Source organism: Vibrio sp. 10N.261.55.F4 (assembly GCF_041470465.1).
Taxonomy (GTDB): domain Bacteria; phylum Pseudomonadota; class Gammaproteobacteria; order Enterobacterales; family Vibrionaceae; genus Vibrio; species Vibrio crassostreae_C.
This window is the reverse complement of record NZ_JBFRMM010000044.1, coordinates 1-22,829: the sequence shown is the minus strand read 5'-3', so window position 1 is coordinate 22,829 and position 22,829 is coordinate 1. Positions and strand designations below refer to the sequence as shown.

23 protein-coding genes are annotated in these 22,829 nt (G+C 44.7%); 18 read left to right on the top strand and 5 right to left on the bottom strand.

Annotation, left to right across the window (positions count from 1 at the left end; genetic code table 11):
* Nucleotides 1-12: 12 nt before the first annotated feature.
* Nucleotides 13-1,086, top strand: a complete 1,074-nt coding sequence (locus tag AB4249_RS20330) for a methyltransferase (protein WP_017062270.1) — start codon at nt 13-15, stop codon at nt 1,084-1,086.
* 23 nt (nt 1,087-1,109) lie between these two features.
* Complete coding sequence (locus tag AB4249_RS20325; RefSeq protein ID WP_048659807.1) at nt 1,110-2,351, top strand: NAD(P)/FAD-dependent oxidoreductase; 1,242 nt, start codon at nt 1,110-1,112, stop codon at nt 2,349-2,351.
* A gap of 128 nt (nt 2,352-2,479) precedes the next feature.
* Here the strand turns inward: AB4249_RS20325 and AB4249_RS20320 are convergent, their stop codons facing one another.
* Both AB4249_RS20320 and AB4249_RS20315 read right to left on the bottom strand, forming a co-directional pair.
* Entirely contained in the window at nt 2,480-2,986 is a 507-nt protein-coding gene (locus AB4249_RS20320; protein WP_017062268.1) for a hypothetical protein, read from the bottom strand.
* A gap of 140 nt (nt 2,987-3,126) precedes the next feature.
* Nucleotides 3,127-4,260, bottom strand: a complete 1,134-nt coding sequence (locus tag AB4249_RS20315) for a flagellar assembly protein FlgT (RefSeq protein ID WP_017064138.1) — start codon at nt 4,258-4,260, stop codon at nt 3,127-3,129.
* A 192-nt stretch (nt 4,261-4,452) separates the two neighbouring features.
* Here AB4249_RS20315 and AB4249_RS20310 point away from each other — a divergent pair, with 192 nt between their 5' ends.
* Both AB4249_RS20310 and flgP read left to right on the top strand, forming a co-directional pair.
* Nucleotides 4,453-5,088, top strand: coding sequence for a FlgO family outer membrane protein (locus AB4249_RS20310; protein WP_017064137.1), 636 nt, complete (start codon nt 4,453-4,455; stop codon nt 5,086-5,088).
* 9 nt (nt 5,089-5,097) lie between these two features.
* A complete protein-coding gene (gene flgP / locus AB4249_RS20305) occupies nt 5,098-5,529 on the top strand; it encodes a flagellar assembly lipoprotein FlgP (protein ID WP_017062265.1) in 432 nt (143 codons plus the stop codon).
* Nucleotides 5,530-5,786: 257 nt separating this feature from the next.
* Here the strand turns inward: flgP and AB4249_RS20300 are convergent, their stop codons facing one another.
* The 3 genes from AB4249_RS20300 to flgA form a co-directional block, all read right to left on the bottom strand.
* The gene (locus tag AB4249_RS20300; RefSeq protein WP_017064136.1) at nt 5,787-6,212 is read right to left on the bottom strand and encodes a flagella synthesis protein FlgN; all 426 of its coding nucleotides are present in this window, start codon (nt 6,210-6,212) and stop codon (nt 5,787-5,789) included.
* A 66-nt stretch (nt 6,213-6,278) separates the two neighbouring features.
* On the bottom strand, nt 6,279-6,596 hold the full coding sequence (gene flgM, locus AB4249_RS20295) for a flagellar biosynthesis anti-sigma factor FlgM (RefSeq protein ID WP_017062263.1): 318 nt from the start codon (nt 6,594-6,596) through the stop codon (nt 6,279-6,281).
* A gap of 178 nt (nt 6,597-6,774) precedes the next feature.
* Nucleotides 6,775-7,521 carry a flagellar basal body P-ring formation chaperone FlgA gene (flgA, locus tag AB4249_RS20290; protein ID WP_017064135.1) on the bottom strand — a complete coding sequence of 249 codons (747 nt, stop codon included), beginning with the start codon at nt 7,519-7,521 and terminating at the stop codon, nt 6,775-6,777.
* Nucleotides 7,522-7,598: 77 nt separating this feature from the next.
* Here flgA and AB4249_RS20285 point away from each other — a divergent pair, with 77 nt between their 5' ends.
* The 14 genes from AB4249_RS20285 (at nt 7,599) to AB4249_RS20220 (ending at nt 22,166) form a co-directional block, all read left to right on the top strand.
* Entirely contained in the window at nt 7,599-8,525 is a 927-nt protein-coding gene (locus tag AB4249_RS20285; RefSeq protein ID WP_017066180.1) for a chemotaxis protein CheV, read from the top strand.
* 11 nt (nt 8,526-8,536) lie between these two features.
* Nucleotides 8,537-9,364 carry a protein-glutamate O-methyltransferase gene (locus AB4249_RS20280; RefSeq protein WP_004736174.1) on the top strand — a complete coding sequence of 276 codons (828 nt, stop codon included), beginning with the start codon at nt 8,537-8,539 and terminating at the stop codon, nt 9,362-9,364.
* Nucleotides 9,365-9,619: 255 nt separating this feature from the next.
* Nucleotides 9,620-10,015, top strand: coding sequence for a flagellar basal body rod protein FlgB (gene flgB / locus AB4249_RS20275; protein ID WP_004736175.1), 396 nt, complete (start codon nt 9,620-9,622; stop codon nt 10,013-10,015).
* 4 nt (nt 10,016-10,019) lie between these two features.
* The gene (gene flgC / locus AB4249_RS20270; protein ID WP_004736176.1) at nt 10,020-10,433 is read left to right on the top strand and encodes a flagellar basal body rod protein FlgC; all 414 of its coding nucleotides are present in this window, start codon (nt 10,020-10,022) and stop codon (nt 10,431-10,433) included.
* Between the two features lie 17 nt (nt 10,434-10,450).
* Nucleotides 10,451-11,164, top strand: coding sequence for a flagellar hook assembly protein FlgD (gene flgD, locus AB4249_RS20265; protein ID WP_010439286.1), 714 nt, complete (start codon nt 10,451-10,453; stop codon nt 11,162-11,164).
* A gap of 49 nt (nt 11,165-11,213) precedes the next feature.
* On the top strand, nt 11,214-12,518 hold the full coding sequence (flgE, locus tag AB4249_RS20260) for a flagellar hook protein FlgE (protein ID WP_017062260.1): 1,305 nt from the start codon (nt 11,214-11,216) through the stop codon (nt 12,516-12,518).
* Between the two features lie 252 nt (nt 12,519-12,770).
* Nucleotides 12,771-13,520, top strand: coding sequence for a flagellar basal-body rod protein FlgF (gene flgF, locus AB4249_RS20255; RefSeq protein WP_017056855.1), 750 nt, complete (start codon nt 12,771-12,773; stop codon nt 13,518-13,520).
* 21 nt (nt 13,521-13,541) lie between these two features.
* The gene (gene flgG, locus AB4249_RS20250) at nt 13,542-14,330 is read left to right on the top strand and encodes a flagellar basal-body rod protein FlgG (RefSeq protein WP_017062259.1); all 789 of its coding nucleotides are present in this window, start codon (nt 13,542-13,544) and stop codon (nt 14,328-14,330) included.
* Between the two features lie 88 nt (nt 14,331-14,418).
* Nucleotides 14,419-15,195 (top strand): flagellar basal body L-ring protein FlgH, encoded by a 777-nt coding sequence (flgH, locus tag AB4249_RS20245; protein WP_017064132.1) that lies wholly within the window; start codon nt 14,419-14,421, stop codon nt 15,193-15,195.
* A 94-nt stretch (nt 15,196-15,289) separates the two neighbouring features.
* The gene (locus AB4249_RS20240; protein WP_017062257.1) at nt 15,290-16,381 is read left to right on the top strand and encodes a flagellar basal body P-ring protein FlgI; all 1,092 of its coding nucleotides are present in this window, start codon (nt 15,290-15,292) and stop codon (nt 16,379-16,381) included.
* A 10-nt stretch (nt 16,382-16,391) separates the two neighbouring features.
* Nucleotides 16,392-17,309 (top strand): flagellar assembly peptidoglycan hydrolase FlgJ, encoded by a 918-nt coding sequence (gene flgJ / locus AB4249_RS20235; protein ID WP_017064131.1) that lies wholly within the window; start codon nt 16,392-16,394, stop codon nt 17,307-17,309.
* 220 nt (nt 17,310-17,529) lie between these two features.
* Nucleotides 17,530-19,410, top strand: a complete 1,881-nt coding sequence (flgK, locus tag AB4249_RS20230; RefSeq protein WP_017067655.1) for a flagellar hook-associated protein FlgK — start codon at nt 17,530-17,532, stop codon at nt 19,408-19,410.
* A gap of 10 nt (nt 19,411-19,420) precedes the next feature.
* Nucleotides 19,421-20,611 (top strand): flagellar hook-associated protein FlgL, encoded by a 1,191-nt coding sequence (gene flgL, locus AB4249_RS20225; protein WP_372104560.1) that lies wholly within the window; start codon nt 19,421-19,423, stop codon nt 20,609-20,611.
* 418 nt (nt 20,612-21,029) lie between these two features.
* The gene (locus AB4249_RS20220) at nt 21,030-22,166 is read left to right on the top strand and encodes a flagellin (protein WP_017064128.1); all 1,137 of its coding nucleotides are present in this window, start codon (nt 21,030-21,032) and stop codon (nt 22,164-22,166) included.
* The last annotated feature ends 663 nt before the right edge of the window (nt 22,167-22,829 follow it).

The window sequence follows — 22,829 nt, the reverse complement described above, 5'->3', positions numbered from 1 at the left end:
GTTAGGTTTTTCGTGTCGGAATATAAATTAGATCCATTCAACGCATTAGAAGCAAAAACAGAAGCGCAGAAATTGTCTTTCGCTCCGATTGTTTTTCATACTGCTCGTACACTTCGTGATTTAGGCATTTTGAAAGCGTTAGATGACGCGGGCAACGAGGGTTTACCAGCAGAGTCTATCTCTGAATCGACCGGTGTCTCTGAGTACGGCGTGAAAGTCCTGCTCGATATGGCGTTAAGTGCTCATATTGTGACTTGGGAAAAGCCTAACTACAAAATGGCTAACCTTGGTTTCTACCTTCTGCATGATGGTATGACTAACGCAAACATGGATTTCACAGCCGATGTTTGTTATGCCGCGATGATGCATCTAACAGAAGCGATTGAAGAAGGCACACCTGCAGGCTTGAAAGAGTTGGGTGATTGGGAAACCATTTACCAAGGCTTGTCTCAATTGCCAGAAAAAGCAAAAGAGAGTTGGTTCAAGTTTGATCACTTCTATTCGGATCGCTCGTTCCCTGTGTTACTTGAAAAAGTCTTCAGCAAGAAACCTAAGTCGCTGGTGGATATCGGCGGCAACACGGGTAAGTGGGCGATGCAATGCTGCAACCATGATGCGGACGTTGAGGTGACGATTGTTGATTTGCCACAGCAGCTAGAAATGGCAATGGCAAACGCGGCAAAGCATGGTCATCAAGAGCGAGTCACGCCATTCCCAGCGAATATGCTCGATAAACAGCAAACTCTGCCAACGGGCGCGGATGTTTGGTGGATGAGTCAGTTCCTTGATTGTTTCTCGCCAATGGAGATTCTGAGCATATTAAAGCGCGTTCGCTCTCATATGTCAGAAGATGCGACTGTCTATATCCTTGAACTGTTTTGGGATTCACAGAAATACGATGCGGCTTCTTATAGCTTAAACGCGACGTCTCTCTACTTTACCTGCTTGGCCAATGGCAACAGTCGTTTTTACCGCAGTGAAGATTTCTTAGAGATTGTTGAAGAAGCGGGCTTTGAAGTGGTAACGCGTACCGACGATATCGGTCTTGGTCACACGCTTCTAGAATTGAAAGCTGGCGCGCAATAAAAATAACAAACATGGCTTAAATAATGAAAAAACTATCAACTCAAGTGGTGATCATCGGAGCTGGGCCATCAGGGTCTATTGCTGCGTCTTTACTTCATAAAAAAGGCATCGATGTTCGAGTGATTGAAAAGAGCGTATTCCCTCGCTTTTCTATTGGTGAAAGCCTATTACCAGCTTGTATGGAAATGATTGAACAGGCTGGGATGACTGACGCAGTGATCAACGCTAACTTCCAATACAAAGATGGCGCTGCCTTTCGCAAAAATGGTGTTTATACGGCGTTCAATTTTGAAGACAAGTTCTCTTCTGGCCCTGGAACCACGTTTCAGGTTCAGCGAGGTGCCTTTGATAAGGTTTTGGCAGATACGGCTGAGGCGCAGGGTGTCTGCATTGATTACCAACATGAGTTAATGGGCATTAATTTCACCGACGACAGCACCATTTTAGATGTACAAGTGCTGGGTGGAGAGCGTTATCAGATAGAAGCTCAATACGTTCTGGATGGCAGTGGTTTTGGTCGAGTGCTACCAAAAATGCTTAACTTGGAAGAGCCGTCATCGCTTCCTCCACGCAAAGCTATTTTTACGCACATTAACGATCATATTGCAGAGGTGGATACCGATCTTGAATATGACCGAAATAAGATTCTTATCTCTGTGCATCCAACCAACCCTGATGTTTGGTATTGGTTGATCCCGTTTAGTAACGGTGTCTCTTCGTTTGGTGTGGTAGGAGAGCCTAAGTTCTTTGAGTCCTATCCAGAAGACAAGATTGCTGCAATTAAACAGCTGGCAGCGGAAGAGCCGGGCTTGGCTGAGATACTGGCAAGCGCCGAGTATCCAAACCCTGCGGGTGAAATTGGTGGCTATTCTGCCAATGTAAAACATTTGGCGACGGATAAGTACGCGTTGCTTGGCAATGCCGGCGAGTTCCTTGACCCGGTGTTCTCGTCAGGCGTGACGATTGCGATGAAGTCGGCACAGTTTGCGGTTGAGTGTGTCGAAAAGCAACTTAACGGTGAGAAGGTAGATTGGGAACGCGATTATGCCGCTCCTTTGATGGTTGGTGTAAACACCTTTAGAACGTATGTTGAGGGGTGGTACTCAGGTACTTTGCAGGATGTGATTTTCTATCAAGATCCAAATCCAAAGATTAAGCAGATGGTGTGCTCAATTCTGGCGGGTTACGCATGGGATCAAGCCAACCCTTATGTGAAAGAGTCTAAGCGCCGATTGGCGACACTGGCTGAGATATGCCGAAACTAGGTAATCGATTTTGTATGTAGCAATACTCTAAATTGCCACGATGGATCGTCATAAATTAAAAACAGCCGCAATGTGCGGCTGTTTTTGTATCTGAAAAATATGGGCGGTCAGCTTAATCGGATTTAAGCCTATTTTAAGTCGATGCTGTTCAATCGTCCCATAAATATAAGTAGATCAATTACGTCTTTGTGAGCATCAAGCAGCGCACGTTTGGTTTGGCTATAAGCTGCAAGTCGGCCGTGCTTTCTGATTGAACATACCTTGGTTTTGTACTTGTAGTCACCATTCTCAGAGAAGACGCGCCACTTAGCGATGTAGCATTCGTCGCGGTGTTCGGGATCACTCTGAGTTGGATTTGGTTTGAATACAATTTTGGGTTCTAGACTATGAGGCAGGCGCGTCATCAGGTAGGGCTCTTTGAGGACTTTGGGCCAAAATTTGCCCCATAGCTGTCTGCCCAGTTCATCTCTTAATTTAATGGTTTTCTTCAGTGCTTTGTCTTCACCCATACGAACAAAACCGACCGACCGATGCAACACCGTATCTTCGGGAGTATGAATGTGGATCTTAAAAGCGGTTTTACCTTTCGAGATAAAGCGGTAACCGGTAGCACCAATTAGATTATTCTGACTCATAGTTTGCTAAGTGATGATTATGTTATTAATAAGATTACGCCAAATACTGCAAAACCGAAACTAATACCCATGAAAAAAAATAAAGCCTTAACAAAAGTGCTAAGGCTTTATTAGAAACTGTGAGGCGGGCGTGTCGCTAACTACATGATTTTCTGCATCACATCACCAATTTGAATGCTTCCAGCAAGGCTTGGTTGGTCGATCGTCAGTTCTGCTTCGTTTTCATAAACGCGAGAAACGGTCAGTGTGATATCGCTTTGAGATACCTTATTACGTGGCAAGCCGCGTTGGTCGATAAACGAACCTGTGTGCCACAGTTGCAGTTTGTCACCTTGTTGAACACCATGCATTCGACCTAAATCAATGGTCACCGTGTTACCAAATACCGCTGCCACCTCTGGAAGCGTGATCTTACATGACACTTCAGATTCCAAGTCCAACATAATATTGCGGCTAACACGCAGCATCATACTGCCGTAGGTTGATGCCCAGAAACGAGCACTGCGGGTGTCCACTTCACTGGTCTTAGCAAATGGCCACTTTGCCACTTCACGATAGCTACGGTTGTAAACCTGATGTCCTGTTTTACCATCGAAGACTTGCATCTCTAACGCAAACTGACGATTGATGATGTCGTCTTTCAAAAGCTTGGATTCGATGGTCGCGGTTAAATCGGTAATGTCGCCACCAATGATGTACTGCGCGCCAGTGTCTTGGGCGATCATCTTGATCACCTCTGGTCGACGCTTGTCGATATCGTAATTGGTCGTGCCAACGGAAACAAAGCTGCGAGACTCTTGCGCCAGCTGTCGGTCCACGACATGGCCAAAATCATCACCAATGTTATAGATTCTGCCCATTACAGCTTGCTGAGGGGAGGTCACATCAATGTTGCCGACTAAAAATGTCTTCTTGTATTGGCTCTCATGGCAAGCATTTGCCGAAGGATAGATATCGATCCTTGCGGTGATCATTATATTGCCACTGCGTTTTTTCTCTTTCTCTACCAAGATGTAGCGCACTTCATGATTGGTAAATTGAAACTCTTTCTTGTTTGCGTCGAGGTACGGCGTGAGGTTGGAGATACTACCAATATCAGCACCTGAGAACTGGATCGCTTTATATACCGCGTCTTCCAGAGCATGAACCCTTGCCGTTTCCTCTGAGGATACGATGGCTGCGGTACCGGTAACTTCATACCAAGAGGCATGAGCACTGAAGCTTATGGTTATCAGTGAACTTATTGAAAATAAGTAAGAAATTATTTTTTTCATCTATTCGTTACCAGTTGGGTATAAATATTGCTTAACAAATAACTATAAGCTTGAAGCTGACTTAAGTGCGTTTTTCTTAATCTGAACCATTAATGAAAAGCAAAGACTGTTCCAACATTGTAATCCATTGAAAAGAATAATGGTGAGAACATATTGGAACAGGGAGCACTAAACCTATCTGGAGATAAGAGAATGAAAAAATGGCTCGTAGTAATGAGTGTCATGTTGTTGACCTCATGCGCTTATTCGCCAATCTATAACGGCAAGTCTGAATATTCAGGCAGTCAGTTTATGTTGATGGATAGCCCTCGTCATACCATGGATTTCTTCGTGGAAAGTATGACCGAAGATCTGATCATTTCGAATACGAGTATCTCAGCAAGAACTCCGATAGCGATTACGTCGTTTGTTGACCTGCAACACATGGACACAACGAACTGGCTAGGAAACTCGGTATCAGAAGGTTTCATTCATCAGTTTCAGCGTCGTGGCTTCAAGGTTGTTGATTTCAAAACAACAGGTTCTATTCAAGTGACTCATCAAGGTGACTTTGCGTTAAGCCGCGATTGGAAAGACTTAGCTCAAGAACAAGACGTACAGTACGTACTGACAGGCACTATGCTTCGCCAAGAAGGTGGTGTGTTAGTCAATGCTCGTGTTGTTGGCATGCAAACTCGCATTGTCGTGGCGACGGCACAAGGCTTCTTGCCTGCAGACCGTATTGGTCGTGACCTAGATACTCTAAACAGTATTCGAACTCAAGATGGCGTTATCATTCGTTCTGACCCAACGATCAGCCAGCCTTATACTGTTATTCTTCGCCCTTAGGAGTTCGAGATGAAGAAGTTAATATTTGTTGTTGCCGCTTTACTGCTTGTTGGCTGTCAGCCACTGCAAAACATGAGGCCAGACGACTACTTAGTTGCCGTTGGCTACGCGAGTATCAGTGAGCAGAAAGGACGTAACGATGAAGAAAGACGTATCCGTGCGATGAGAGCTTCTAAGATCGACGCCTATCGTGAACTTGCAGAACAAGTTTACGGTATGCGAGTGAGTGGTCGGGCAGAGTTGGAAGATCAACGCCTTGGTACGGAACGTACTTCTGGTGCGGTTGATGGCGTAATCCGCGGTGCAGAAGTGGTACGCAGCTACCCTGTGGGCGATAGCTATGTTACTGAGCTTCAGCTTGATATCCGTAAGATGGAACAGCTACGTAATTACGGTGAAGTTCAACCTGTACCTGAAAAGAGACAACAAACGCTGTTCTAGCCCAAGGGGCGTCTAGCGATAGGACTATCCAGTTATATTGGCTGCTTTCGTTTTCCAGATGGCGTATCGGCAACCAATAACTAATATGAATGTAAAAGCGGCAAGTATGAAAATACTTGCCGCTTTTTTGTTTATCGATTTTGTCAGGGCGTTCAAAGGCTGATTAGGTGTTTTAATAAAAGATAACGACAGGAATAGTCTGAGGTACAGATAAACGGTTAACAAGGGGTATTACTGAAGAGGAAGAGTTAACTTAACTAGGCTTTTACGTTGGTTCCCAGCGTAGAGATAGTATGCGTTTGACCACCGGCATTGTAGGTCATGCCAATTTTTCCGTGACTTTGCTGCATCATATTGCTGAGTTTTTTGAAGCTAAGGTGCGCTCGATTTAAGGCTTCGCCATTCACAAGGTTCGCTTGCTGGCAATCGTGCACTATGGACTGGATCTTAGTGACTAACTGAGCAAGTTCAGGGTTCTCGGTCAGTTCTGAGATATTGGTATGGGCTGCGATTCGCTGATCGGTTGATCTTAGTTGTTCAACTAGGACCACTTTTTCTTTGGCGATTCGCTCAATATCGTTTGATTGTCGGCTCGTAATAGCGGTTTTCTCTGAACTTAGTAATTCAGATAAGGCTTTGGCATTTTGAAGTTGAAAATTAACTAAATCTGCTAGTGCCGCCATAACGTAAACCTATTCATAACCTCGTGTACTTTAAGACAATAACTTCAATGAAAAGTTAGTGTTTTCTTAAAGGCCTTTTAATTCATCTTCGAACTTGATCATGTTGTCAGCCAGTTTCTCTGGATCGACAGTGTATGAACCATTCGCAATTGCTTCTTTGATCGCTGCTACTTTCACAGAATCAAAGCTTGGCTGTGCTGCCATATCTTGGTGGAGCTGACCAATCGCTTTGCCTTGTTGGCTCAGTGAAACCGCATCTTTGCTTGCTGGTGATTTAGTTGATACATCAGAGCGTGATGCCTCAGAACTAGAATCAGAGCGTACTGCTGATCGGTTAGTGGTCGTTAGGGTTTGCCCTGAACGAATATTATCAATGCCTGCCATAGTTAAGCCTTTTTCTTCAAAAATGGGAACCTGTACAGTCAATATCGACCAAGGGTTCGAATACTTTAGCAATTTTTAGCTCAATAGTCGAAAAGGGACAAAACACCGCAGCCGTTATATTTGGCGTTAGAGTTGAGGGTGAAATCGCTAACGATACCGTCAATTTAGAAGTAAAGAGTTAAAAGTAAACCGTGACTTCAGACATGCTGGTAACAATCCCTTCAATTATACGCTGTGATTTATCATTTTTCACTCTTACTTGATCACCCATAGAGCCATCGGTAAGCGCAGTTCCTTTGGTGGTAATGGTCATGCCACCTTTTACTGCCTGTATGATAACCTTCTCGTTTCGGCACACGACACAGATATCACCTCTTTCTACAACATCGCCCGGTCTTAGGTTCTTTTTTACCTTAGCGCCGATGACCTGATGTGGAGCTGTGAAACCTTGGCGACGAAACTTGTTAAGAGAAATCATAGCGGTGGTGACATCGTATTGACCGACGATTTCGCCTCTCGCGAGTGAGCGAGTGGTGGTGACAAGAGGCACCGACATCGAAAGGCGCACCGGTACATAAACTCGCCACTCATCAGGAACACATTGCACTAAAACCGTAATACTGCTGCGGGTATTGGTGGTCGTTGAAGCGCTGGTCTCTAAAGGCACTGGGCAGTCTGTCGCTTTGATTCTTGAGTCAACATTTGCTGAATTAACAAAGAGTTCGCCACCTTGTGGCTGCTCAACTGTATCAAGGATATGTTGCTCCGCTGCAGACTGAATCATCTCAATTTGTTCTGGGGTCGCAGCTTGTACAAAAAAACTAAACAATATTGATAAAATGCCGATAAACTTAGCGACAGTTTTAAAAGTAGCTCTACACATTGCTATGGAAAGAGGTGGCAAATTTGTTTTATAATACGTCATTCCGTTTCTCTGGTGGTTCGTAGCCTGCAGTAGACTAACACTTTTTATACAAAAAAGTTTGATATGGAGATGAGCTCATGACGGGTATTCTTGATTCGGTGAATCAGCGTACGCAACTCGTCGGTCAAAACCGATTAGAATTACTAACCTTTCGCCTAATGGGGCGTCAGCGTTACGGCATTAATGTCTTTAAAGTAAAAGAAGTGCTGCAATGCCCTAAGCTGACAAAGATGCCAAACTTGAACCCACTGGTTAAAGGTGTAGCACACATTCGTGGCCAAACGATCTCTGTGATCGACTTGAGCTTAGCGATTGGTGGCCGTCCTACAACGGATATTGAAAAGTGTTTTGTGGTTATCTCTGAGTTTAACCGAACCATTCAAGGTTTCTTGGTAAGTTCAGTTGAGCGCATTATTAACATGCACTGGGAATCGATTCTTCCGCCGCCAGATGGCGCAGGTAGAGCTAACTACCTGACAGCGGTAACCAACATTGATAATGAATTGGTAGAAATTCTTGATGTTGAGAAGATCCTTGCAGAAATTTCTCCTGTTGATGAAACAATGGACAGCAAGATTGCTGAAGATATTGCGAAAGTAGAACAAGAGAAAGAACTGGTTCGCCGCATCTTGATTGCTGATGACTCGACCGTTGCTCGTAAGCAGGTTCAACGTGCTATTGAGTCGATTGGTTTTGAAGTTATCTCGGTGAAGGATGGTAAAGAAGCCTACGAGAAGCTGATACAGATGTCATCAGAAGGCAGTATTTACGATCAGATTTCATTGGTGATTTCTGATATCGAAATGCCAGAAATGGATGGATACACGCTGACTGCTGAGATTCGTCGTCACGCCGAACTTAAAGATCTATACGTAATTTTACACTCATCGTTGAGTGGTGTATTTAACCAAGCCATGGTTGAGCGTGTTGGAGCTAACTCCTTCATCGCTAAATTCAACCCAGATGAGCTTGGTGCAGCTGTAAAAGCTGCGTTAACTAACTAAAAGAGACATTAATGACTGCTATAACAATAAGTGATCAAGAGTATCGCGATTTCAGCCGTTTCTTAGAATCTCAATGTGGCATTGTATTAGGTGACAGCAAGCAGTATTTAGTGCGCAGTCGTCTAAGCCCATTAGTAACGAAGTTTAAGTTAGCTTCTTTGTCTGATTTGTTGAGAGATGTAGTAACAGGTCGAAACCGTGAGCTGCGTGTGGCTGCTGTCGATGCCATGACGACGAACGAGACACTTTGGTTCCGTGATACTTACCCGTTTGCTGTGCTTGCGGATAAGCTTCTACCGGAAATAGCGGCAAATAAACGTCCTATTAAGATTTGGTCTGCGGCAAGCTCTTCAGGCCAAGAAGCATACTCAATGGCAATGACGATTCTTGAAACTCAAGCTCGTAAGCCAGGTATGCTGCCAAATGTATCGATTACCGCAACTGACATCTCAGCAAGTATGTTGGATATGTGCCGCACTGGCGCTTACGACAACCTTGCATTGGGACGTGGACTTTCTCCTGAGCGTCGTCGTACTTTCTTTGAAGATGCGGGCGATGGCCGCATGAAAGTGAAAGATAACGTTAAGCGCATGGTGAATTTCCGTCCTCAAAACCTGATGGACAGCTACGCATTGTTAGGTAAGTTCGACATCATCTTTTGTCGTAACGTGCTGATTTACTTCTCGCCTGATATGAAATCAAAGGTACTTAACCAGATGGCAAACAGCCTGAATCCTGGTGGTTACCTATTATTGGGTGCGTCTGAATCGTTAACAGGCTTAACGGATCGTTTTGAAATGGTTCGCTGTAATCCAGGCATCATCTACAAATTAAAGTAATGAGTGGCACCAGTACTAGGTGCAACGTTACTGCCTAATTTCAAAACCCAGCCAAGTGCTGGGTTTTCTTTTTCCGGCTTAACCTATATCTTTAAGTCAGAGTGACATTCCAATTTACTCTATTTTTTGGCTTGTATATTGCAAGTTTACCCACGAGTAACCTGTAAAAGTATTGATAGCCCGCTTTGTTTTAAAAGTTGGTATATATATTGCTTTGGTTATTTCATAACAGTCAGTTCTTGAGTTGAGGTTTACATGGCTATTTCTTTTGACAATGCTTTGGGCATTCACCAGCACACAGTTGGTGTACGTGAGCGTAACGCTGAGGTGCTTTCCACCAATATCGCGCAAGCAAACACGCCTGGGTATAAAGCAAAGGGATTAGACTTTAAGAAATCACTGCAAGCGGCAAGTTCTGGGGCAAGCATTGGTCTTAGCCGTACAGATGGTCGGCACATTTCTGCCTCAACAACGGTGAACGGGGAAACGAAGTATCGCATTCCTACCCAACCTGATACAGGAGATGGCAACACGGTTGATTTGGATTTGGAAAGAAACCTTTTCATGCAAAACCAAATTAGGCATCAAGCCTCTCTCGACTTCTTAGGAAGTAAGTTCAAGAATTTAACTAAAGCGATTAAAGGGGAATAATTAGATGAGTTTATTCAATGTATTCAATGTGACTGGTTCTGCGATGAGTGCTGAATCTGTTCGTCTAAATACGACCTCGAGCAACCTTGCGAACGCGGACAGTGTAAGTAGTTCTGCTGAAGAAACTTACAAGGCTCGTCACGCAGTGTTCGGCGCTGAGTTAAATAAAGCACGCAACAGTGGTCACACTGTGCCTGTGAAAGTATTAGGTATTGTGGAAAGCGATAAGCCGCTAAGCGCGGAGTACAACCCGGATCACCCATTAGCGAACAACGAAGGCTATATCTACAAGCCTAATGTCAACGTTATGGAAGAAATGGCAAACATGATTTCGGCATCACGTGCGTACCAAACAAACGTACAGGTTGCTGACTCGAGTAAACAAATGCTGCTGCGTACGCTGCAGATGGGTCAATAAGGATAAGGAGGTAGCACATGGCTGGAATCAACAACAATGTTGGTCAAAGCGGCTTGTCCTATGTTGACCAGCTGAAGAGTCTTCAAGATGGCGCTAAAAAGCCCGACGAAACAACAGGTAAGCAGGATCTTAAACAAGAAGACTTCTTATCTTTGTTGACTAAGCAACTAGCACAACAAGACCCTTTCAAGCCGGTTAGCAATGACCAGATGATTGCGCAAATGGCTTCATTTGCGACCGTAGATGGCATTGGCAAAATGAATACACAGTTTGAAAGCTTGAATTCATCAATGACCTCTAACCAAGCTCTTCAGGCCTCCTCTTTAGTTGGGCGTGATGTATTGGTTCCTGGTGCGGCAGGTGTAAAACCCGGTGATGGCGGTATGGCGGCAATGGTTAAGCTTCCTCAGGCAATGGACAATGTAATGGTCCGTGTTGAGAACGAAGTTGGCCAATTGGTTCGCACATTTGATATCGGCTCTAAACCATCTGGTGATACACGTGTTGAATGGGACGGAAAAGACGAAGACGGTAACCCATTGCCGGCCGGTAAATACAACGTGAAAGCGTCGGGTTTGCTGGATGGCGAGAACACAGAGTTCCAAGTTTCCAGTTATGCGAACGTGAACAGTGTGCTTCTTGGTAAGGGCGATGGCAACGTACTACTCAATCTGGCTGGTTTCACATCGCCAGTACGACTTGCTGAAGTACTAGAAGTTGGTAAAGCGTAGCTCTTTATTGAGTGACTATGCTAGCTAGATAGATTAGGAGAATAATGGAATGTCATATGTAGCTTTAAGCGGCCTATCCGCTGCACAATTAGATCTTAATACAACCAGTAACAACATTGCGAACGCAAACACATTTGGCTTTAAAGAGTCTCGTGCCGAGTTCGGTGATGTTTATTCAAGCTCGTTGTTCACTAACGCAAAAACGACGGCAGGTGGCGGTGCGCAAGCTAGCCAAGTGGCGCAACAGTTCCACGAAGGTTCAAGTATTTATACGAACAACCCAATGGACTTACGTGTAAGTGGTACAGGTTTCTTTGCAGTATCGAAAGACCGCATGGTGCCAGAGATTAACGAATTAACGCGTAATGGTGCATTTCACCTAAACAAAGACAACTACATGGTTACCGCTAACGATGAGTTTCTTTTAGGTTACGATGTTGATCCAAACTCGGGTGAAGTTCTTTCTTACGCGCCAAAGCCTCTCGACATTCCTGCTGAGTTTGGTAAACCAAAACAGACAGAAAACATTGAAGTAGGAGTTAACCTTCCTGCAAACGGTGATCTTAAAGACCCGGCTGCATTTAACTTCAAAGATGCTGATACTTATAACCGTGCAACGTCTTCGACGGTATACGATTCTATGGGTCAGTCTTACAAGTTAACGACTTACTACCTCAAAGATCAGACTCAACCAAACACTTGGCAAACGTACTACACCATGTCAGATGAGAACGGTGAAAAGCCGGTCAACATTACTGGTGGTGATGCGACGAATGCACAAGGTCATGTTGGTCACACAATGAAGTTCAACAATGACGGTACGTTAGCAAGCCTAAACAATGGTCAGCCGATTAACTCGGAACCACTGGGTGCTGGTGCGAACCCTATTGACTTGAACGGTGCTGATCCAACTCAAGTGCTTAAGTTTGGTTTAGATTCTTCAACTCAGTTTGCCGCTCCGTTTGAATTGACTAAGTTTGATGAAGATGGCGCGACAACAGGTTTCTTAACAAAAATCGATTTCGATGAGTACGGTAGTGTTCTAGGTACTTATTCAAATGGTGAAAACGTGATGCTTGGCCGTGTAGGCTTGGTTCGTGTACCAAATGAGCAAGGTCTGGATAAGAAAGGCGGTACTCAATGGGATTCTACCAACGACTCTGGTGACAAGATCTGGGGTGAATCGAACAAAGGTTCATTTGGTAGCATCAACAACGGCTCGCTAGAGCAGTCGAACATCGATATGACTCAAGAACTGGTTGATTTGATTTCTGCTCAACGTAACTTCCAGGCGAACTCGCGTTCTCTAGAAGTACACAACCAGCTACAACAGAATATTCTTCAGATTCGTTAATCGTTTAAAGCGTTTGAATCATCTGCGAATACCCAATTCAATGTTATTGAATTGGGTATTGTTGTTTGTCTTTTTATTTGCCGCCCCTATTGCCGCCCGGTAATGCCACTGGCAACAATTCTTCCTCAATGATCCTTTGATGATCACCCATCTTCGTTCGTTTTCTATTTAAATTATTGATAAATAACAGTTAAAAATATTGGCACAGTGTTTGCTTTATTAGCCCCAGAAGATGATTTTTGGAGCAAAATTATGGATCGCGCACTGTTTCTTGCCATGAGTGGCGCTAAGCAAAATATGCAAGCTTTGCAGCTACGTGCAAACAACCTTGCCAACGTAAGTACAACGGGTTTCCGTGCTGATTTGGCACAGGCACGTTCAATGCAAGCGTATGGCGAAGGCATGCCTACTCGTGTTTTCAGCATGACAGAGCGTCCGGGTCATAATTTCGCTCAGGGTAGTGTGGTTACTACTGGCCGAGATCTAGACGTTACCATTCAAGGTGATGGTTGGATTTCAGTGATGGACAATACTGGCCGTGAAGGTTTAACACGTAACGGTAACCTAAGGGTTGACCAAAACGGTTTACTAACCAACGCAAGCGGTCACTTAGTGCTTGGTGAAAACGATGCACCAATCACGCTGCCAATCCCAATCAGCAAAGTAGAAATTGGTACAGACGGTACGATTTCGGTGATTCCTCAAGGCGCTCCAGCTGAAGAATTGGCCGTGGTTGATCGTATTAAGCTTGTACGTCCAGACAACCAAAGTTTGTTTAAAGACACGAATGGTCTATTCCGTTCGAAAAACCCAGATCAGGCATACGAAGCAGATGCAGCGGTAACGTTGCTAAAAGGTGCTATCGAAGGCAGTAACGTAAATGCCGTAGGTGAAATGACCAGCCTAATTGACTTACAACGTCAGTTTGAAATGCAGGTCAAAATGATGAGCACAGCAGAGGAAATGGACAAGTCGTCTGATTCACTGCTTCGTATGAGCTAATAGAATTTAAAGGACATTGCTATGCATCCAGCATTATGGGTAAGTAAAACGGGTTTAGACGCCCAACAAACCAATATCTCAACGATTTCGAACAACCTTGCCAACGCCTCAACCATTGGTTTTAAAAAGAGCCGCGCGGTATTTGAAGATCTGTTCTACCAGAATATTAATCAACCGGGTGGTCAATCGTCTCAGAATACTGAGCTGCCAAGTGGTTTGATGCTGGGTGCCGGTTCTAAGGTCGTCGCGACTCAAAAAGTGCACACTCACGGTAACGCACAAACGACATCTAACAGCCTAGACATGATGATTGAAGGCGACGGTTTCTTCCAAGTTGAAATGCCAGACGGTGAAACAGGTTACAGCCGCAATGGTCAGTTCACACTGAACGGTGAAGGCGCGATCGTAACGTCGGGCCAAGGTTATCCTCTACAACCAGAAATTGTGATTCCTGAAGACGCGATCTCGGTAACGGTTGGTAACGACGGTGAAGTATCGGTTCGTCTACGTGGCGAGCAAAACAACGTCGTGGTTGGTCAAATTACCATTACTGACTTTGTAAACCCAGGTGGTCTAGAGCCAGTAGGTCAAAACCTTTACTTGCCAACTGGCGCGAGTGGCGACCCACAAGAGGGGGTTCCGGGTTTTGATGGCCTAGGTAACATCCGCCAATCGATGCTAGAAACATCGAACGTAAACGTAACCGAAGAGCTGGTAAACATGATTGAAGCTCAGCGTGTATACGAAATGAATTCGAAAGTTATCTCGTCGGTAGACAAGATGATGAGCTTTGTTAACCAACAGCTGTAATTGGTTTATTCGCCGTTTACTTTTTTAATTAATCGATCTGTTTTTACTAATTGCCCCATTTACCACTGCCTGCTGAGAGTATATCGCCATGAAACGTATTTTTTGTTTAGCTTTGTTTATGTCTATGTCGGGGTGTGCTGTTCTGGACCCGATCGAGACTCCGGCGGAAGAAAATGCAACCACAGTGGTTGATGCTGTGGAAGGTGATAAGTCGGCACAAGAGAGCTCTGGCATTATTGACACGCTTCGTGGGCGAACCGATCCAATTGCTGGTGACCCTGCATGGGCGCCAATCAACCCCAAGCAGAAGCCAGAGCATTACGCAGCGGCAACGGGCTCACTGTTTAATGTGAACCACATTGGCAGCATGTATGACGACTCAAAGCCTCGTGGTATTGGTGACATCATCACTGTAGCGCTAGATGAGAATACTCGAGCGACCAAAAAAGCCAACGCAGACATGTCTAAGTCGAATGATGCATCGATGGAGCCGCTGGCTGTTGGTGGTCAAGAGCTGACGATCGATAAGTACAACTTCTCTTACGATCTGAGCAACACCAATACCTTCGCTGGTGATGCATCAGCCAACCAAAGTAACAGCATCAGCGGCTATATCACCGTAGAAGTGATCGAAGTATTAGCCAATGGCAACCTAGTGGTTCGTGGTGAGAAGTGGATGACACTGAACACAGGCGATGAGTATATCCGCCTAAGCGGCACCATCCGTCCTGATGATATTGATTTTGAAAATACCATCGCTTCAAACCGTGTTTCTAACGCACGAATTCAGTACTCGGGCACGGGCGTGCAGAAAGATATGCAAGAGCCTGGATTCTTGGCACGATTCTTTAATGTATCTCTGTAGAGCTTGATAGGACGACGACATACTGACAGCCTCTATCACTGAGCCACATTTAGCTAAGCTATTATAAATTAAAGCAATACAGACAGGTTACTCAATGAAAAAACTGACACTCGTACTATTCGGCATGCTATTTCTTGCCACCAGTGCCCATGCTGCGCGAATCAAAGACGTGGCAAAAGTGGCGGGTGTTCGTAGTAACCAACTTGTCGGTTATGGTTTGGTCACGGGCTTGCCGGGTACTGGTGAGACAACTCCCTTTACCGATCAAACATTTAACGCAATGCTGCAAAATTTTGGCATCCAATTGCCGCCCGGCACTAAGCCAAAAACCAAAAACGTCGCGGCTGTTATTGTGACTGCTGAACTGCCAGCATTCTCTAAGCAAGGCCAAGAAGTTGACGTAACCGTTTCTTCTATCGGTTCAGCAAAAAGCCTTCGTGGTGGTACCTTGCTACAGACCTTCTTGAAAGGTCTAGACGGTCAAGTGTATGCGGTCGCGCAGGGTAACTTGGTGGTAAGTGGCTTTAGTGCACAAGGTAACGACGGTTCTAAGATTGTCGGTAACAACCCTAACGTTGGTATCATCTCTAGCGGTGCGACGGTTGAACAAGAGATCCCAACGCCATTCGGTCGTGGTGACTACATCACCTTCAACCTAATCCAATCAGATTTCACAACGGCTCAGCGTATGGCTGATGCGGTTAATAATTTCCTAGGCCCACAAATGGCTTCAGCGGTAGACGCAACTTCAGTAAAAGTTCGTGCACCGCGTGAAATCAGCCAGCGTGTAGCATTCTTGTCGGCTATCGAAAACATCGAGTTCGACCCTGCTGAAGGCTCTGCAAAAATCATCGTCAACTCTCGTACAGGTACGATTGTGGTTGGTAAGCACGTTCGCCTAAAAGCGGCGGCGGTCACCCACGGTGGTATGACGGTTGCAATTAAAGAAAATCTAAACGTAAGCCAACCGAATGCATTCTCTGGTGGCCAAACGGTAGTGGTCCCTGATTCTGATATCGAAATCACGGAAGGCGATGGTAAGATGTTCAAATTTGAACCTGGCCTAACGCTGGACGATTTGGTACGCGCAGTCAATGAAGTGGGCGCTGCACCTTCTGATTTAATGGCAATCCTTCAAGCACTGAAACAAGCGGGTGCGATTGAAGGCCAATTGATCATTATCTAAGGAATAAAGCATGATTAAGAATAACAATGACATCGGCTTTATTCACGACATCGGTAGTTTAGACCGTCTTCGTCAACAAGCGGTAAACGGTGAAGAAGGTAGCGAGAAAGAAGCATTAACCGCGGCGGCAAAACAGTTTGAATCGATTTTCACCTCGATGTTGTTTAAGTCAATGCGCGATGCTAACTCGAGCTTTAAGTCGGATATGTTGAACAGCCAGAACGAGCAGTTCTATCGTCAGATGCAAGATGACCAAATGGCGAGTGAGTTAAGCGCTTCAGGTTCATTAGGTCTTGCAGATATGATCGTGGCTCAACTAAGCGCTGGCCAAGCAAGCGATACGTCTGAAGAGAAGGTTCGCAGTGAAGGCTTTGATGCTTCATTGCAAAGACCGCAATATTCAGGCCGTTCGGAAGAGCGAGCGTCAGACGTTCAACCTGCGCAAGCAGCAAAACAGCCAGTATCCTTTGATTCTCCAGAATCGTTTGTGACCTCAATGAAGCCTTACGCGGAAAAAGCGGCAAGTGCGCTTGGTGTGGACTCGTCTCTTCTATTGGCACAAGCTGCCCTTGAAACGGGTTGGGGTTCTAAAATGGTTAAGAACTCTTTGGGCAACAGCAATAACTTATTTAACATCAAAGCAGATAGAAGTTGGAAGGGCGATAAGGTCGCGACTCAAACTCTTGAGTTCCATGGCAAAACCGCCGTTAAAGAGTCAGCTTCCTTCCGTTCTTACTCTAATTTCGAAGATAGCTTTAATGATTACGTGAAGTTCTTGAACGAAAATCCAAGATACGAAACGGCGCTACAGCATCAAGGCAATTCAGAGAATTTCATCAAAGGTATTCATCAGGCTGGTTACGCAACTGACCCTAACTATGCAGACAAGGTTTTACGAGTTAAAGCCAAGATTGATGAGATGAACTAGCGTCATAAATCAACATAGAGAGCTTGCTACTGGCAGGCTCTTTTCTTCTCCGCCCCTTCAGTTCTTACGCGTAATCCATAGTTATCTCCTTACACTTCAATAAATTATCGTCTTTTAATTTCCTATTGTTTTTGTTGGCACATATATTGCATTTATCTTAGTAATATACGGTTGTAGTTAATCAGTTCATTCTGGTTTTGTTAAGTTTTTTGGGGGCATTATGGCGTCGGATCTTCTGAATGTAGGGGCACAAAGTGTTCTTACGGCTCAGAGACAGCTCAACACCACAGGTCATAACATTTCTAACGCTAACACAGAGGGCTATAGCCGCCAGTCTGTGATTCAAGGTGTGAATGACCCGCGCCAGTACGGTGGGCAATCCTACGGTATGGGGGTACATGTGGAAAATGTTCGCCGCTCTTGGGATCAGTTTGCCGTCAAAGAACTTAACTTATCGACAACCAATGCCGCCAACAAAGGCGATACCGAAGCCAACCTCGATATGTTGTCGAGCATGTTGTCGTCGGTCGCTTCAAAGAAGATTCCAGAAAACCTCAACGAATGGTTTGATTCCGTTAAGACTCTCGCCGATACCCCAAATGATGTGGGTGCGCGTAAGGTCGTGTTAGAGAAAGCAGGGCTTGTAACTAAAACCTTGAATGAATTTCATGAAACAGTTCGTCAACAGTCTGATTCTACGAATAAAAAATTAGATATGGGTATCGAGCGAGTTAACCAACTTGCGTACGAGATCCGTGATGTTCAGCGTTTAATGATGCGAACTCCTGGGCCTCATAATGACCTACGAGATCAGCATGAAAAGTTGATTAATGAGCTTTCTGGTTACACCAAAGTTACGGTGACACCACGCTCAAATGCCGAAGGGTTTAATGTCCATATTGGTAATGGCCATACCTTGGTTTCTGGTAGTGAAGCGAGTCAGCTGAAGATGGTTGATGGCTTACCCGATGCACATCAGCGCCGCCTAGCGATTGTTGAAGGTAAGTCTTTAAAACCGATCACCAGCAGTGATATCGACGGAAAAATCGGCGCCATGCTAGACATGCGTGACGAACATATCCCAGCAATCATGGATGAGCTTGGTCGTTTGGCGACCGCGTTTTCATATGAGGTCAATAGTCTTCAAGAACAAGGTTTGGATCTTAACGGCAACGTAGGTAAGGACTTGTTTACCGACGTGAACTCAGAGCTGGTGGCAAAATCTCGTGTCACGGCTAGCGGGCAATCGAAAGCCGATGTTGCGGTATACATTGATGATACTTCTGCCTTAAAAGGCGGTGAGTATGGACTGAAATACGATGGCAGTGATTATGTCGTGACTAAGCCGAACGGTGAGACCGTTAAGATGGCGACCGACTCTAGCGGTAGTGCTTTTTATCTTGATGGCATGCGAGTGGAAGTACGTAACCCTCCTGAACTAGGAGAGAAACTGTTACTGCGTCCAACGCGTAATTTTGCTGCGCAGATTCATATGGAAACCAAAGACCCGAAAGACATTGCTGCGCAAAGTTATGAGGCATCGACCACGTTTGCCAAGGGTACAGCGGGATTTAAAATCCTAGAAGCAGGTCAACTGCGTGAGTTTGAAGTGATTGTCTCACCAAAAGGTGAGCAGTTTGCTGTGACGGATCCGAAGGGTAACATTTTAATGCAGCCTCAACCGTATCCGCCACAAGGGCCAGTGACCATCAACGGTACAACGTTTGAGCTCACACCCGGTGCGGTGGCAAATGATAAGTTTACGGCAAACCTTGTCCCATCAGAAGGTGACAACGGTAACCTGCGTAAGCTACAAGATCTTCAAACAGGAAAGCTGTTGAATGATGGTGAGTCTACGATTTTAGACCTTTACCACAACTTGAATACTAATACGGGCTTGAAGTCTTCAACGGCAAATCGCCTGAGTGATATTGCGACATTAGAAAAACAGTCGGCTCAAGAACGTATTGCTTCTATCTCGGGAGTAAACCTCGATGAAGAAGCGGCAAACATGATGAAATTTCAGCAAGCGTATATGGCTTCTTCACGTATCATGCAAGCAGCCAACGATACGTTTAACACTATTTTGGCTCTGAGATAGGAAGGTATAAATGTTGAATCGTATCTCTAGCTTCCATAATTATCAGTCAGTACAAAACGACTTGCGCCGTCAAGAGAACAAGGTGCATCACAACCAAGCACAACTTGCTTCGGGTAAGAAGTTACAGTCGCCAAGTGATGACCCATTAGCGACGCACTATTTACAGAACATTGGTCAGCAGTCAGAACAGCTTAAACAGTATGTCGATGCGATTACTCTAGTCAGAAACCGTCTTGAGCATCATGAAGTATTGGTTTCTAACACTGAAGGCTTTGCTGATGAAGCAAAACGAACCGTGATGGAAATGATCAACGGTGCGCTTTCTCCGGAAGACCGTTTAGCTAAGAAGCGTGAAATTCAAGAACTGGCGAATAACTTCCTGCATTTAGCCAACTCTCAAGATGAGTCGGGTAACTACACGTTTGCAGGCACTAAGCCGAAAAATCAGCCTTTCTTTCGAGATAACGAAGGGAATGTGACATATCAAGGTGATGACTACCAACGCAAGATGCGTGTGGCAAGCAGCTTTGAAATGGCAATGAATGATCCGGGCAGCAAGATGTTTATGGAAATAGACAACCCGTTCGGTGACTACGAACCTCAGTACGAGCTTGAATCTGCGTCTGAGTTATTGCTCGGGCGTGCGACCAACAGCGATGAAGATGGGTCTACTTATAAAGTGACGTTTGTCGACATGCAGACGGGCAATTTCGCTTATCAGCTTGAAAAAGACGGCGCAGTGGTTGCGGCAGAAGATTTTGATCCTTCGACAGGCATTGTTTATGAAGGGCTGAATATTCAAATCAAAGGCCAAATCACTAAAGGTGATTCGATCACCTTAGAACCACGAGAGACTTTCTCTATCTTTGATACGTTCAAAGAGGCTGCTGAGCAGGCTGAAAACCCGGTATCGGATGCATCAGCAACAGCGAAACTGCACCAAGTAACTGAAGAGTTCCACGCTGCGTTTATCCATTTGACCAAGGCAAGAACCGATGTTGGTGCACGCTTGAGTACTTTGGATATTCAAGAGCAACAACATGAAGATTTCAAGTTGTCTTTAGCAAAAGCAAAAAGCAACTTTGAAGACTTGGATTACTCGAAAGCGATCATTGAGTTCAATGAAAACTCTCGAGCACTACAAGCTTCTCAACAAGCGTTTGGCAAAACCAAAGACCTGACCTTGTTTAACTATATTTAATGATCAATCGGTATTTAATGGTGGCTTGTCGATCACCATGGCGTTGATTCCTTGCCGTATGTGCTATGCCATACGTGCGAATGACGCCACAGTTTGCCGCTTTTTTGTACGAAGCATGATGTTTCTAGAATAGCGGCAAAAAACGGCAATAAGGAAGGTGAATGTTTTTCATCTTCTAATAGTAGAAAATCATAATTGCGCAGTGTTGTTTGTAAGCTTCTGATTTTTAGATAATTAAAAAATTATTTATATGATATTAAACTTGGCATACAACTTGTATCTGTGTTGGTTATAAATGATTAATACAGATCTTAAACCTTGTATAGGGTTTATCGAGTAATACACGGTCAGTGCTTATCCATATGAGAGTAAAGCTGGCCGCTTCGCAGAAACTTTGCGAACTCATAAGGAGAGCAAAATGGCTATCAATGTAAGCACTAACGTATCTGCTATGACAGCACAGCGTTACCTGAATAAAGCATCTAATGACTTAGCGACTTCTATGGAGCGTTTGTCATCTGGTCACAAGATCAACAGCGCGAAAGATGATGCGGCAGGTCTGCAAATCTCGAACCGTCTAACCGCTCAGTCTCGTGGTCTTGATGTGGCAATGCGTAATGCCAACGACGGTATTTCGATTGCTCAAACAGCAGAAGGCGCGATGAACGAATCGACTAACGTACTACAACGTATGCGTGATCTAGCGATTCAATCATCAAACGGCACTAACTCGCCGGCAGAGCGTACTGCACTGAACGAAGAGTCAATGGCACTTCAAGATGAGCTTAACCGTATTGCGGAAACCACATCGTTTGGTGGTCGTCGTCTACTGAACGGTTCATTCGGTGAAGCTTCATTCCAGATCGGTTCTAACTCTGGTGAAGCAATGATCATGGCTCTGACAAGTATCCGTGCAGATGACTACCGTATGGGTGGTACTACGTTCGATTCAGAAAACGCGAAAGATAAGAACTGGGAAGTGCCGCCAACAGCGAGCGATCTTAAGTTCGAATTCAAAACCAAAGCGGGTGAAGACATCGTTTTAGATATCAATACCAAAGCGGGCGATGATATCGAAGAGCTTGCGACTTACATTAATGGTCAGTCTGATCTTGTGAACGCATCGGTTACTGATGATGGTCGCATTCAACTGTTCGTTGCTGAACCTGACCTTGACGGCCCAATGTCTATCTCTGGTGGTCTAGCGTCTGAGCTAGGTATTAAGAGTGAAGGCCGCGCAACCTCGGTTCAAGATGTTAGCTTAACCAGCGTTGCGGGTTCACAGAACGCGATCAGCGTGATTGATTCTGCAATGAAGTACGTGGATTCACAGCGTGCTGATTTGGGTGCAAAACAGAACCGTCTAAGCCACAGTATTAATAACTTGGCAAACGTACAAGAGAACGTAGACGCTTCAAACAGCCGAATCAAAGATACGGACTTTGCGAAAGAGACGACGCAAATGACCAAATCACAAATTCTGCAACAAGCAGGTACTTCAATACTTGCTCAAGCAAAACAGTTGCCTAACTCTGCAATGTCATTATTGCAATAGTTATTGGTTGAACTTGCTGCTCGTGTTCAGACGTGAGCCATGCAGCAAGGGAAACTGGCAAGCATACTTACTATTGAATGTTTAGCTCTCTCATCTCTCACCTGCTATCCATTTTTGCAGTAAGAATGCAACGGCAAGTCGGAAATGTGTTCATTTCTCGATGATCTCCACACAGGCTCTGACGCGCCAACTAGCCCCGGTTCTCTCAAAGGAAAAGGGGCTTTTTCCTTTCTGTATTTCTTGTTTTTGCTATTTATTTTCCTGTGAACTTTCTCGCACTACCTTTTCCAAATCTCTATTTGATGGTTCTTCTTCACGACAAATAATGTCATCTATTACACAAGATTTGCGTAAGTCAGAGATCTTTGGCGATTGATCATTTCTCGACCTTGAGCCATTTAGACGGCGGTTCGTACGCTTTCTGAACAGATTAAGATCTTTTTCCAATTGAAATCTATCGCTGTATTAGAAAATGATGAAAATTAAGTTGTTGATAAATATCAGATTAATATTTTTTTTGTGGTTTTTTGAAAGTTTTTCTAAAGCTTCTGATTTTCGCGCCGTTATTAAAAGTAACTTTGAGAGAACTACTTGGTTTTCCGAGACGTCGGAAACCGCTATACCGGAAAATCAATTGGAGAAATCACCATGGCAGTGAATGTA